Genomic DNA, 12,242 nt, shown 5'->3' with positions numbered 1-12,242 from the left:
CTGATGCCGCAGGTCACTTTTCTACCGCACGCCGAACATTGCCCTGAGGGCATGGTCGTGGAGGCTGAGACCGGCAAGTCCCTGCTCGACGTCGCGCATGACAACCACATCGAGATCGAAAGTGCCTGTGGCGGCGTCAATGCCTGCACCACTTGCCACTGCATCATTCGTAAAGGTTTCGATAGCCTCAATGAGGCTGACGACCTGGAAGAAGACTATCTTGATAGGGCGTGGGGCCTGGAGCCGACGTCGCGCCTGAGTTGCCAGGCGAAAGTGGGGACTGAAGACCTCACCGTCGAAATCCCGAAATATTCGCTTAACCATGCGGCCGAAGCGCCGCATTGATTCAAGGAAGTGTCATGAGTCTTAAATGGGTTGATGTACAAGAGATCGCTATCCTGTTGGCCGATGGCAACCCGGATTTGGATCCTTACTCCCTGAACTTTGTAGCTTTGCGTGACATGGTCATGGCATTGCCCGGGTTCGAAGATGAGCGTGATCGTGGTGGTGAAAAGGTCTTGGAAGCTATCCAGACTGCCTGGAAAGAAGAACAGGACTGACGCCTCCCTCACGCAGTTAGGCAATACCCAATAACCCGCGTATAATTCGCGGGTTTAATTTTTCGTAAATTACCGTTTCTGGAGTTACACCATGGCTGTTCAACGTACTTTCTCCATCATCAAGCCTGACGCTGTTGCAAAAAACGTCATCGGCGAGATCACCACTCGTTTCGAAAAAGCCGGCCTGAAGGTTGTAGCTTCGAAACTCAAGCAACTGTCCAAGGCTGAAGCTGAAGGCTTCTACGCTGAGCACAGCGCTCGTGGTTTCTTCGGCGACCTGGTTGCCTTCATGATCTCCGGTCCTGTTGTTGTTCAGGTTCTGGAAGGCGAAAACGCCATCGCTCTGAACCGTGAGCTGATGGGCGCTACCAACCCTAAAGAAGCGGCTGCCGGCACCATCCGTGCTGACTTCGCTGAGTCCATCGACGCCAACGCTGTTCACGGCTCGGACTCCGAAGCTGCTGCTGCTCGCGAAATCTCGTACTTTTTCGCTGCTACTGAAGTAACCGCTCGCTAAGCATCGGCTTAAAGAGTGAGGGTGAATCCATGACTACATCGACTGTTAAAACCAACCTGCTGGGTCTGACTCAGCCGGAAATGGAGAAATTCTTCGACTCAATCGGGGAGAAGCGTTTCCGTGCCGGTCAGGTAATGAAGTGGATTCACCACTTTGGCGTCGACGATTTCGACGCCATGACGAACGTCAGCAAGGCCCTGCGCGACAAGCTCAAGGCCATTGCCGAGGTGCGTGGTCCCGAAGTGGTCAGCGAGGACATATCCAGCGACGGTACCCGTAAGTGGGTCGTGCGTGTGGCGTCCGGCAGCTGTGTCGAGACCGTGTACATTCCCCAGGGCAAACGCGGCACTTTGTGCGTTTCGTCCCAGGCAGGCTGTGCCCTGGACTGCAGTTTCTGCTCCACCGGCAAGCAAGGCTTCAATAGCAACCTCACCGCCGCCGAAGTCATCGGCCAGGTGTGGATTGCCAACAAATCCTTTGGCAGCGTCCCGGCGACCGTCGACCGTGCCATCACCAACGTGGTGATGATGGGCATGGGTGAGCCGCTGCTGAACTTCGACAACGTGATTGCGGCCATGCACCTGATGATGGACGACCTGGGTTACGGCATCTCCAAGCGCCGTGTGACCCTGTCGACCTCCGGCGTGGTACCGATGATCGATGAGCTGGCCAAGCACATCGACGTCTCCCTCGCGTTGTCGCTGCACGCACCTAATGACGCATTGCGTAACCAATTGGTGCCGATCAACAAGAAGTATCCGCTTAAGATGTTGCTCGAGTCGTGCCAGCGTTATATGGCGACCCTGGGTGAAAAGCGTGTGTTGACCATTGAGTACACCATGCTCAAGGACGTCAATGACAAGCTGGAGCACGCGGTCGAGATGATCGAATTGCTCAAGGACACCCCGTGCAAGATCAACTTGATCCCGTTCAACCCGTTTCCCCATTCTGGCTACGAGCGGCCGAGCAACAACGCCATCCGTCGTTTCCAGGATCAACTGCACCAGGCCGGCTATAACGTCACTGTGCGAACCACTCGTGGTGAAGACATCGATGCCGCGTGTGGCCAATTGGTAGGGCAGGTGATGGACCGCACCCGCCGCAGTGAACGTTATATCGCCGTGCGCGAACTTAACGCCGCTGAAGATTTACCGCAAATCGCTGTGAATCGAATCTGAGAGAGGATCTCTATGCCCTTGCGCCTTGCGCTGCTTTTACTGTTTACCGGCCTCGTGGCCGGTTGCGTTTCATCGGGCCATGACAGCCCGTTGCGCACTGATAAAGGCCGTGATGAGGCGCGAGTTGCCTATGTGCAACTGGGTTTGGGGTACCTGCGCCAAGGCATGAGCGAGCAGGCCAAGGTGCCGTTGAAAAAGGCCCTTGAGCTGGACGCCGATGATGCCGATGCCAACGCCGCGCTGGCCCTGGTGTTTCAGGCCCAGGCCGAGCCCGAGCTGGCCGACCGCTATTTTCACAAGGCCCTGGCCTCCCGTCCTGCCGACCCGCGGCTGCTGAACAACTACGGCAGTTTCCTGTTCGAGCAGAAGCGGTATGACCTGGCGTCACGTTATTTCCAGCAAGCCGCCACCGATACCCTCTACCCGCAACGTTCGCGGGTGTTCGAGAACCTCGGTGTGACCTCGATGCGCCTCGGCCAACGCGAGAGCGCCCGCCAGCAACTGGAAAAAGCCCTGCATTTGAATAGTCGCCAGCCACGGGCATTGCTCGAAATGGCTGAGTTGTCTTACGAAGACAGGCATTATGTGCCGGCACGTGACTATTACGAGCGTTTTAGCCTGCTCAGCGGGCAAAATGCACGTAGTCTATTGCTCGGTGTGCGCCTGGCGACGGTTCATGAAGAACACGACACGGCCGCACGTTTTGGCCAGCAACTCGAACGACTCTATCCCGGTACGCCGGAATATCAGCAATACCTGTCGGAGCAATGATGAAAGCCGCGCACCCGGAAGATGTAGCAGCTAATCGCGTCAACCCAGGCGAAACCCTGCGCCAGGCCCGCGAAAGCAATGGTTGGTCGCTGGCGGAAGTGGCCCTCAAGCTCAATTTGACCAGCACCTCCCTGGCCAACCTGGAAGCCGGCGCGTTCGACAAGCTGCCTGGGCACACCTTTGCCCGCGGCTATATCCGCGCCTATGCCAAATTGCTGGGTATCGACCAGGCCGTGCTGGTCCAGGAGTTCGACCAGTTCACCGGTACCGACGCCCAGGGCAGTAATGTCCATGGGTTGGGGCGTATCGAAGAGCCAACACGCGTTTCCCACACGATTTTGCGGATTGTCAGCCTGTTGTTGCTGATTGCCGTGGTCGGCGGCGGTTTCGTCTGGTGGCAAGACCAGACCTCCCAGCGCAACAAAGACCTGACCAGCAATGCCATGGAACATGTCGAAGTCGAAAGCGCCGACGGCACTACCCAGATTCACCCGCTGGACGAGCCGGAAGACCAGGCCGTGGTAGAAGGGCAAGCCGCGCCGCAAGCGCCGGCCACTGCTGAGCAACCCGTGCCAGACGCTGGCACGGCCCCGGCCCCGGCTGCTCCGACCACTGCGGCAGCACCCGTGGCCCAGGCTCCGGCAGCACCTGCACCTGCACCTGCGACCCCTGCGCCAGCCGCACCCGCAGCGCCGGCGATGTCGCCTCCCACCACCCCTGCGTTGATCGCCGGTGATGGGCGCGTACAGATTACCTTCATCGCTGACTGCTGGACGCAGGTCACCGATGGCAACGGCAAAGTGCTGTTCAGTGGTTTGAAGCGTAAGGGAGATACGCTTGACCAGGGCGGCAAGCCTCCTTTGACGCTGCGTCTGGGCTTCGCCCGTGGCGCGCAAGTGGCCTACAACGGCCAGCCTGTAGACGTGGCGCCGTTCACCAGTGGCGAGACTGCTCGCCTCAAGTTGGGACAATAGTCATGCACGGCGAATCTCCAATCAAACGTCGCGTATCGCGCAAGATCTGGGTCGGCTCGGTGCCGGTGGGTGGCGACGCCCCCATCGCAGTGCAGAGCATGACCAACAGCGACACCAACGATGTGGCCGCCACCGTGGCCCAGATCAACCGTCTGGAAGCGGCGGGTGTGGACATCGTGCGGGTGTCCGTCCCAGACATGGACGCAGCCGAGGCCTTTGGTCGTATCAAACAGTTGGTCAAGGTGCCACTGGTTGCCGATATTCACTTCGACTACAAGATCGCATTGCGCGTGGCCGAACTGGGTGTGGACTGCCTGCGTATCAACCCCGGCAACATCGGGCGTGAAGATCGTGTGCGTGCCGTGGTTGATGCTGCCCGGGATCGTGGTATTCCGATCCGCATCGGCGTCAACGCTGGCTCCCTGGAAAAAGACCTGCAAAAAAAATACGGCGAGCCCACGCCGGCAGCCTTGGTTGAGTCTGCACTGCGCCACGTTGAACACCTGGAACGCCTGAATTTCCAGGACTTCAAGGTCAGCGTAAAGGCATCCGACGTGTTCATGGCCGTAGAAGCCTATCGCCTGCTGGCCAAGGAAATCGTGCAACCGCTGCACCTGGGTATCACTGAAGCGGGCGGTTTGCGCTCAGGCACGGTGAAATCTGCGGTGGGTCTCGGTATGCTGCTCGCCGAAGGGATTGGCGATACTATCCGCATCTCCCTGGCGGCAGACCCCGTAGAGGAAGTGAAGGTCGGTTACGACATTCTCAAATCCCTGCGTTTGCGTTCCCGTGGTATCAACTTCATCGCCTGCCCGAGTTGCTCGCGGCAGAACTTCGACGTGGTGAAAACCATGAACGACCTGGAGTTGCGCCTTGAAGACCTGCTGGTGCCGCTGGATGTGGCAGTGATCGGTTGTGTGGTCAACGGGCCGGGTGAGGCCAAAGAGGCCCACGTGGGCCTGACCGGTGGTACACCGAACCTGATTTACATCGACGGCAAGCCGTCGCAGAAGCTAACGAATGACAATCTGGTGGATGAGCTGGAAAAGCTGATCCGCGAGAAAGCGGCCGAGAAGGTCGCCGCTGACGCAGCGCTGATCGCTCGCGGCTGATTGACCGAATTTAAGGATCTGATGTGAGCAAGTCTCTGCAAGCCATTCGTGGCATGAACGACATCCTGCCGGAGCAGACGCCACTGTGGCGCTACTTCGAGAGCACGGTCGCGCGCCTGCTGGATAACTACGGTTACAAGCAGATCCGCATGCCGATCGTCGAGTTCACCGAGCTGTTCAAGCGCTCCATCGGTGAAGTGACCGACATCGTCGAAAAAGAGATGTACACCTTTGAAGACCGCAACGGCGACTCCCTGACCCTGCGTCCGGAAGGCACTGCCGCGTGCGTGCGCGCCGTACTGGAACATGGCATCACCGGTGGTGGCCAGACCCAGAAACTGTGGTACATCGGCCCAATGTTCCGCCACGAGCGCCCTCAGAAAGGCCGTTACCGCCAGTTCCACCAGATCGGTTGCGAAGTTTTCAACCTGGACGGCCCGGACATCGACGCGGAGCTGATCGTGCTGACCTGGCGCCTATGGGGCCAGTTGGGCATTCGTGACGCGGTCAAGCTTGAACTCAACAGCCTGGGCACCAGCGAGTCCCGGGGCCGCTACCGCGAAGCCCTGGTCGAGTACCTCTCTGCCCACCTGGACAAACTGGACGAAGACAGCCAACGCCGTCTGAAAACCAACCCGTTGCGCGTCCTGGATACCAAGAACGTCGACACCCAGGCCGTGCTGGTCGATGCGCCGAAAATGGCCGATTACCTGGACGACGAATCCCGTGTGCACTTCGAGGGCCTCAAGGCTCGCCTGGATGCAGCCGGTATTCCCTACGTGATCAACCCCAAGCTGGTGCGTGGCCTCGACTACTACAGCAAGACCGTGTTCGAGTGGGTCACCGACAAGCTCGGCGCCCAGGGCACCGTGTGTGCCGGTGGTCGCTACGACGGCCTGGTCGAGCAAATGGGCGGCAAGCCGACCACGGGCGTAGGCTTTGCCATGGGCATCGAGCGGCTGATCCTGCTGCTGGAAACCCTGGAGCAGGTCCCGCAAGAGATTTCCCGTCAGGTGGACGTGTACTTGTGCGCCTTCGGCGAGGCCGCCGAACTGGCGGCCCTGGCCTTGAGCGAAAAAGTACGTGACCAACTGCCGAGCCTGCGCCTGCAGGTCAATGCCGGCGCTGGTAGCTTCAAGAGCCAGTTCAAGAAGGCCGACAAGAGCGGTGCGCTGTACGCACTGATCCTCGGCGATGACGAGCTGGCCCAGCAAGTGATAGGTTTCAAACCCCTGCGTGGCCAGGGCGAACAACAGAACATTGCCTTTGATGCGCTCGCTGCGCACTTGGCCACCTGCGTTGTGCAGGGTTGAAGCTGTCGAACAGCCGAATTTAGCGATTAAGGAGTATTGGGGTGTCGAGTACTGATGATGAGCAACTGGCCGACTTCAAGGACTGGTGGCAGCGTAACGGCAAGCCCCTGGTCACAGGTGGCCTGCTGGCGCTAGTGGTGGTGTTCGGCTGGCAAGCCTGGACCAAGTATCAGGCCAACCAGTCCCAAGGTGCCTCGATCGTTTATCAGCAATTGCTGGAAACTACCCTGACCCCGGACGGCAAGCCCGACCCTGCGCAGGTGGCAGACCTGGCCGGCAAGCTGAAGAACGAATTCGGCGGTAGCACTTACGCCCAGTACGGCAGCCTGTTCGTCGCGAAAGTCGCGGTCGACACCGGCAAGCTGGATGACGCGGCCACCGAGCTGAAGGCCATTGCCGACAAGCCGACCAACCCGACCCTGGGTGAGATCGCACGTCAGCGCCTGGCACAGGTATTGGCGGCACAGAACAAGGCTGACGAAGCACTCAAACTGCTCGACGGCGATGCTGACAAGGCATTCGTGGCCACTCGCGAAGAGCTCAAGGGCGACCTGTTGGTCCAATTGGGTCGTACCGACGAAGCCCATGCTGCGTACCAAAAAGCCAAGGCGGCGCTGTCTGATGAAGCGGCGGTCGGTGGCTTACAAATCAAGCTCGACGACTTGGCCAAAGGGGATGCGTGACGTGATCCGTTGGAAACATGCAGCATTGCTGGCTCTGGCCGTTTTGGCCGCGGGTTGCAGCAGCAACAGCAAAAAAGAACTGCCTCCTGCCGAGCTGACCAGCTTCAAGGAAGAAGTGGTCCTGCAAAAACAATGGAGCCAATCCATTGGTGATGGGCAGGGCGACCTCTATAACCTGTTGCAGCCGGCGATTGACGGCGACAACATCGTGGCCACTGACTCCACTGGCGTTGTAGTTGCCATGGATCGCATGAACGGCGACGTCAAGTGGAAGAAAGACCTCGAACTGCCGGTTTCCGGCGGTGTCGGCGTCGGCTACGGCATGGTGCTGATCGGTACGCTCAAGGGTGACGTGGTCGCGCTTGATTCCAGCACCGGTGAAGAGAAATGGCGCGCTCGCGTGACCAGTGAAGTGCTCTCGGCACCGGCGACCAACGGCGATATCGTCGTGGTGCAAACCCAGGACGACCGCGTGATCGGCCTGGATGCCTCCACCGGCGACCAACGCTGGTTGTACGACAGCACCCCTGCGGTGTTGACCCTGCGCGGTACCAGTGGTCCGATTGTGACCAACAACCTGGCCGTTGCAGGCCTGTCGACCGGTAAAGTGGTTGCCCTCAATACCCAGAACGGCGTGCCGGCCTGGGAAACCCGTGTGGCTATCCCACAAGGTCGTTCCGAACTGGATCGCGTTGTGGACATCGACGGCGGCTTGCTGCTGTCGGGTGAAACGATCTACGTCGCCACCTACCAGGGCCGTGTTGCCGCGCTGGACCTGCAAAGCGGCCGCATCAACTGGCAGCGTGATGCTTCCAGCTATGCGGGTGTCGCCCAAGGGTTTGGCAGCGTCTATGTGAGCCTGGCATCCGGCACCGTTGAAAGTGTCGATGAGCGTTCCACCACTGCACTGTGGAGCAATGACTCCCTGGCTCGCCGTCAACTGTCGGCACCGGAAGTCTTCTCCAGCTACGTGGCGGTGGGTGATTTCGAAGGCTACCTGCACCTGCTGAGCCAGGTGGACGGTCGTTTTGTCGGTCGCCAACGTATCGACAGCGACGGCCTGCGCGCGCGTCCGCTGGTGGTGGGTAACATGCTTTATGTGTATGGCAACGGCGGCAAGCTGGAAGCCCTGACCATCAAGTAAAGGTTTGACTATGCTTGGGGTAACCCCCAGGCGGCCCTGCTTCAATGCTCTTTGTAGGAGCGAGCTTGCTCGCGAAGGACGTCAACGATAATGCGGGTTTTCTGGATAAACGCGTCGTTGTCGGGTTTTTCGCGAGCAAGCTCGCTCCTACAAGTAGTGCCAGAGCAGGGCATGTGGCATTTCAAATGCCGCCCCGAGCACCAGCCGCTGCCCTGCAGCGGCTTTTGTATTTTCTGAAATAACGAAGTGGAGAGCCGCATGGTTCCCGTAATCGCCCTGGTGGGCCGACCTAACGTCGGCAAGTCCACCTTGTTCAACCGCCTGACCAGGACTCGTGACGCCATTGTCGGCGACTTGTCCGGTCTGACCCGTGATCGCCAATACGGTGAGGCAAAGTGGCAAGGGCGCTCCTACATTATTGTCGACACCGGTGGTATCTCCGGTGACGAGCATGGCATGGACGAAAAGATGGCCGAGCAGTCGCTGCTCGCTATCGAAGAGGCCGATGTGGTGCTGTTCCTGGTGGACGCCCGTGCGGGCTACACCGCTGCCGACCAGATGATTGGCGAGCACCTGCGCAAGCGCAACAAGCGTTCCTATCTGGTCGCCAACAAGATCGACAACATCGATCCTGAGGCGGCCCGTGCCGAATTCAGCCCGATGGGCCTGGGCGACGCGATCCCGGTCGCCGGTGCTCACGGTCGTGGCATCACCCAGATGCTGGAAATCGCCCTGCGCGACTTCCCCAAGGATGACGTCGAGGAAGAAGAGGGCGAAGAAGAGATCGTCGCTGAAGGCGAGGAAGCCAAGCGCATTCCGGGCCCGAGCGAAAAAGACGGTATCAAGATCGCTATCATCGGCCGCCCGAACGTCGGCAAGTCGACCCTGGTCAACCGTATGCTCGGTGAAGACCGCGTTATCGTCTACGACCAGCCCGGTACCACCCGCGACAGCATCTACATCCCGTTCGAACGCAACGAGGAAAAGTACACGCTGATCGATACCGCCGGTGTGCGCAAGCGCGGCAAGATCCACGAAGAAGTTGAAAAGTTCTCCGTGGTCAAAACCCTGCAAGCCATCAAAGACGCCAACGTGGTGATCTTCGTGATGGATGCCCGCGAAGGCGTGGTGGACCACGACCTCAACTTGCTGGGCTTTGCCCTGGAAGCCGGTCGCGCCCTGGTGATCGCCATCAACAAGTGGGACGGCATGACGCCGAGCGAGCGTGATTTCGTCAAGATCGAGCTGCAGCGCCGCTTGTTCTTCGTCGAGTTCGCCGATATCCACTTTATTTCGGCACTGCACGGCACTGGCGTGGGCAACCTCTACGCGTCCGTACAGAACTCGTTCAAGTCTGCGGTCACCCGCTGGCCGACCAACCGCCTCACCCAGATCCTGGAAGACGCAGTGGGCGAGCACGCACCGCCGATGGTCAACAACCGCCGGATCAAACTGCGTTACGCCCACTTGGGTGGTGCCAACCCGCCGATTATCGTGATTCACGGTAACCAGATCGAGAAGGTGCCCAAGTCGTACGTGCGTTACCTGGAAAACACCTACCGCCGTGTCTTGAAGCTGGTCGGTACGCCGATCCGTATCGAGTTCAAAGGTGGCGATAACCCATACGAAGGCAACAAGAACACACTGACCGACCGTCAGGTGAACAAGAAGCGTCGTTTGATGACTCACCACAAGAAGGCCGACAAGAAGCGCCGTGACAAGAAATAACGGCAGCTTTGAGTGGTAAGCGACACGCTGCAAAAAAGGGCTCCTTTGGAGCCCTTTTTTGTGCGCGACCGTTTGTACCTTGACCCGGTGCAATTGGCAGCTTAAAACTTGGGGCTCACCTGCAGGGGCTTTTGATGATCACCAGTAAGCTGCCAAACGTCGGCACGACCATTTTCACCACCATGTCGCAACTCGCCGCTGAAACCGGCGCGCTCAACCTGTCCCAGGGTTTTCCCGATTTCAATGGCCCGCAGGGTTTGCTCGATGCAGTGGGTAAGCACATCGCCCTCGGTCATAACCAGTACGCCCCCATGACTGGCTTGCCGGCGCTGCGCCAGCAAGTGGCGACCAAGATTGCCCGCAGCTATGGCGCCACGGTGAATGCGGACACTGAAGTGACCATCACGCCTGGCGCCACCGAAGCGATCTTCTGCGCGATCCAGGCGGTGATTCGCAGCGGCGATGAAGTCATCGTGTTCGACCCCAGCTACGACAGCTACGAGCCTTCGGTTGAACTGGCCGGTGGTCGTTGCGTGCATGTGCAACTGAGCCTGCAAGGCTTCGCCCTGGACTTCGAGAAACTCAAGGCTGCGCTTTCACCGCGTACGCGCATGATCATCCTCAATAGCCCGCACAACCCCACCGGTGCATTGATCAGCCGTGCCGAACTGGACCAGTTGGCCGAACTGATCCGCGACCGCGATATCTACCTGGTCAGCGATGAGGTCTACGAGCACTTGGTGTTCGACGGCGTGCCCCACGTCAGTGTATTGGCCCATGAGGAGCTGTATCAGCGCGCGTTCGTGGTCAGCTCATTCGGCAAGACCTATCACGTCACAGGCTGGAAGACCGGCTACGTGGTCGCGCCACCGGCCCTTAGTGCCGAACTGCGCAAGGTGCATCAATATGTCAACTTCTGCGGCGTCACCCCTTTGCAGTACGCTTTGGCGGACTTCATGGCCGAACACCCGGAACATGTCGAAGAATTGCCGGCCTTCTATCAGGCCAAGCGGGACCTGTTCTGCGACCTGCTGGCGCCATCGCGCTTGAGCTTCACCCGGGTGACCGGCACTTACTTTCAACTGGTGGATTACTCGCAGATTCGCCCAGACCTGGATGACGTGGCCATGTCCCTATGGATGACCCGCGAACATGGCGTGGCGACCATTCCGGTTTCGGTGTTCTACCAGCACCCACCCCAAGGCCAGCGCCTGGTGCGCCTGTGCTTTGCCAAACGCGAGGAGACGCTGCGACATGCAGCGCAAAAACTATGCGTGATCTGAGTACATTACCCAATCTGAACATTGCCCTGGTGCAGACAAGCCTGGCCTGGCATGACCGCCAGGCCAATTTCGAACACTTTGAGTTGCTGCTGGAGCAGGCCAAAGGCGCCGACTTGATCGTGCTGCCGGAGATGTTCACCACAGGGTTTTCCATGGAATCAGAAGCCCTCGCCGAGCCGGAAAACGGCCCCACCCATCGTTGGCTCCAGGCCCAGGCGGCAAAGTATCAGGCCGTGATTACCGGCAGTGTGATCATCCAGGCCGCCGATGGCAGCCACCGCAACCGCCTGCTGTGGGCGCGGCCGGATGGCGAGGTGTTGCATTACGACAAGCGCCACCTGTTCCGCATGGCCGGTGAACATGACCATTACACCCCAGGCGAGCGCCAGGTGCAGTTCGAATTGAAGGGTTGGCGCATTCGCCCGTTGATCTGCTATGACCTGCGCTTCCCGGTGTGGAGCCGCGATGCCCAGGATACGGACCTGCTGCTGTACACCGCCAACTGGCCAGGTGCTCGGCGTCAGCATTGGAATCGGCTGTTGCCGGCACGAGCGATTGAAAACCTGTGCTATGTGGCGGCGGTGAATCGGGTGGGCACCGACGGCAAGGGGTTTGCCTACACCGGCGATAGCCAGGTGCTGGATTTTCAGGGTGAGACGTTGCTGAGTGCGGGGGAGGCGGATGGGGTGTTCCAGGTGATCCTGGATGCGGCGGAGCTGGCGGCTTACCGTACGCGATTCCCGGCGAACCTGGATGCCGATAGCTTTCAGTTTGTCTAAGGCTTATCTGTCGCCTGCAAGGGCCTCATCGCGGGCAAGCCCGGCTCCCACAGTTGATTGGGGTTACCTGAAAAATGCAATCCAAATGTGGGAGCCGGGCTTGCCCGCGATGACGGCCCCACAAACAATACAACGCTGACGCCGAACAAAAAGGCCCCTGGATTCTCACCCAGGGGCCTTTTGCATTGCAGCGCTAAGCT

At 59.3% G+C, this 12,242-nt stretch carries 13 protein-coding genes; all 13 read left to right on the top strand.

What is annotated here, in order from left to right; all coding sequences use genetic code 11:
• Window positions 1-3 precede the first annotated feature (3 nt).
• Window positions 4-345 (top strand): ISC system 2Fe-2S type ferredoxin, encoded by a 342-nt coding sequence (gene fdx / locus V8689_RS23550; protein WP_032895388.1) that lies wholly within the window; start codon window positions 4-6, stop codon window positions 343-345.
• 14 nt (window positions 346-359) lie between these two features.
• Window positions 360-560, top strand: a complete 201-nt coding sequence (gene iscX / locus V8689_RS23545; RefSeq protein WP_003194015.1) for a Fe-S cluster assembly protein IscX — start codon at window positions 360-362, stop codon at window positions 558-560.
• A gap of 91 nt (window positions 561-651) precedes the next feature.
• Window positions 652-1,077 carry a nucleoside-diphosphate kinase gene (ndk, locus tag V8689_RS23540; RefSeq protein WP_003175956.1) on the top strand — a complete coding sequence of 142 codons (426 nt, stop codon included), beginning with the start codon at window positions 652-654 and terminating at the stop codon, window positions 1,075-1,077.
• A gap of 29 nt (window positions 1,078-1,106) precedes the next feature.
• A complete protein-coding gene (gene rlmN / locus V8689_RS23535) occupies window positions 1,107-2,255 on the top strand; it encodes a 23S rRNA (adenine(2503)-C(2))-methyltransferase RlmN (protein ID WP_003194014.1) in 1,149 nt (382 codons plus the stop codon).
• A gap of 12 nt (window positions 2,256-2,267) precedes the next feature.
• Window positions 2,268-3,026 (top strand): type IV pilus biogenesis/stability protein PilW, encoded by a 759-nt coding sequence (gene pilW / locus V8689_RS23530; RefSeq protein WP_056789040.1) that lies wholly within the window; start codon window positions 2,268-2,270, stop codon window positions 3,024-3,026.
• On the top strand, window positions 3,026-4,000 hold the full coding sequence (locus tag V8689_RS23525) for a RodZ domain-containing protein (RefSeq protein ID WP_060766104.1): 975 nt from the start codon (window positions 3,026-3,028) through the stop codon (window positions 3,998-4,000). Before pilW ends, V8689_RS23525 begins: the two co-directional genes overlap by 1 nt.
• A 2-nt stretch (window positions 4,001-4,002) precedes the next feature.
• Complete coding sequence (gene ispG / locus V8689_RS23520; RefSeq protein ID WP_003175952.1) at window positions 4,003-5,112, top strand: flavodoxin-dependent (E)-4-hydroxy-3-methylbut-2-enyl-diphosphate synthase; 1,110 nt, start codon at window positions 4,003-4,005, stop codon at window positions 5,110-5,112.
• Between the two features lie 23 nt (window positions 5,113-5,135).
• The gene (gene hisS, locus V8689_RS23515) at window positions 5,136-6,425 is read left to right on the top strand and encodes a histidine--tRNA ligase (protein ID WP_056789045.1); all 1,290 of its coding nucleotides are present in this window, start codon (window positions 5,136-5,138) and stop codon (window positions 6,423-6,425) included.
• Between the two features lie 41 nt (window positions 6,426-6,466).
• The gene (locus V8689_RS23510; RefSeq protein WP_056789048.1) at window positions 6,467-7,108 is read left to right on the top strand and encodes a YfgM family protein; all 642 of its coding nucleotides are present in this window, start codon (window positions 6,467-6,469) and stop codon (window positions 7,106-7,108) included.
• Window positions 7,101-8,252 (top strand): outer membrane protein assembly factor BamB, encoded by a 1,152-nt coding sequence (gene bamB / locus V8689_RS23505; protein ID WP_003194009.1) that lies wholly within the window; start codon window positions 7,101-7,103, stop codon window positions 8,250-8,252. The genes V8689_RS23510 and bamB overlap by 8 nt, the downstream gene beginning before the upstream one ends.
• A 258-nt stretch (window positions 8,253-8,510) precedes the next feature.
• Window positions 8,511-9,980, top strand: coding sequence for a ribosome biogenesis GTPase Der (der, locus tag V8689_RS23500; protein ID WP_003194008.1), 1,470 nt, complete (start codon window positions 8,511-8,513; stop codon window positions 9,978-9,980).
• Between the two features lie 134 nt (window positions 9,981-10,114).
• Window positions 10,115-11,263, top strand: coding sequence for a pyridoxal phosphate-dependent aminotransferase (locus V8689_RS23495; RefSeq protein ID WP_056789052.1), 1,149 nt, complete (start codon window positions 10,115-10,117; stop codon window positions 11,261-11,263).
• Window positions 11,251-12,042 carry an amidohydrolase gene (locus tag V8689_RS23490; protein ID WP_056789234.1) on the top strand — a complete coding sequence of 264 codons (792 nt, stop codon included), beginning with the start codon at window positions 11,251-11,253 and terminating at the stop codon, window positions 12,040-12,042. The genes V8689_RS23495 and V8689_RS23490 overlap by 13 nt, the downstream gene beginning before the upstream one ends.
• Window positions 12,043-12,242 lie beyond the last annotated feature (200 nt).

Origin of the sequence: Pseudomonas sp. AK181, from assembly GCF_051122975.1 — a bacterium.
GTDB classification, from domain to species: Bacteria; Pseudomonadota; Gammaproteobacteria; order Pseudomonadales; family Pseudomonadaceae; genus Aquipseudomonas; species Aquipseudomonas lactis.
The sequence above is the reverse complement of the archived record's forward strand: the minus strand, read 5'-3'. Positions and strand labels throughout refer to the sequence as shown.

What these genes read in the sequence shown, in the direction of transcription:
- V8689_RS23490 (WP_056789234.1), top strand. Translation starts at nt 11,251, where the DNA reads ATGCGTGATCTGAGTACATTACCCAATCTGAACATTGCCCTGGTGCAG.
- V8689_RS23495 (WP_056789052.1), top strand. Translation starts at nt 10,115, where the DNA reads ATGATCACCAGTAAGCTGCCAAACGTCGGCACGACCATTTTCACCACC.
- ndk (WP_003175956.1), top strand. Translation starts at nt 652, where the DNA reads ATGGCTGTTCAACGTACTTTCTCCATCATCAAGCCTGACGCTGTTGCA.
- pilW (WP_056789040.1), top strand. Translation starts at nt 2,268, where the DNA reads ATGCCCTTGCGCCTTGCGCTGCTTTTACTGTTTACCGGCCTCGTGGCC.
- V8689_RS23525 (WP_060766104.1), top strand. Translation starts at nt 3,026, where the DNA reads ATGAAAGCCGCGCACCCGGAAGATGTAGCAGCTAATCGCGTCAACCCA.
- der (WP_003194008.1), top strand. Translation starts at nt 8,511, where the DNA reads ATGGTTCCCGTAATCGCCCTGGTGGGCCGACCTAACGTCGGCAAGTCC.
- iscX (WP_003194015.1), top strand. Translation starts at nt 360, where the DNA reads ATGAGTCTTAAATGGGTTGATGTACAAGAGATCGCTATCCTGTTGGCC.
- ispG (WP_003175952.1), top strand. Translation starts at nt 4,003, where the DNA reads ATGCACGGCGAATCTCCAATCAAACGTCGCGTATCGCGCAAGATCTGG.
- rlmN (WP_003194014.1), top strand. Translation starts at nt 1,107, where the DNA reads ATGACTACATCGACTGTTAAAACCAACCTGCTGGGTCTGACTCAGCCG.
- fdx (WP_032895388.1), top strand. Translation starts at nt 4, where the DNA reads ATGCCGCAGGTCACTTTTCTACCGCACGCCGAACATTGCCCTGAGGGC.
- bamB (WP_003194009.1), top strand. Translation starts at nt 7,101, where the DNA reads ATGCGTGACGTGATCCGTTGGAAACATGCAGCATTGCTGGCTCTGGCC.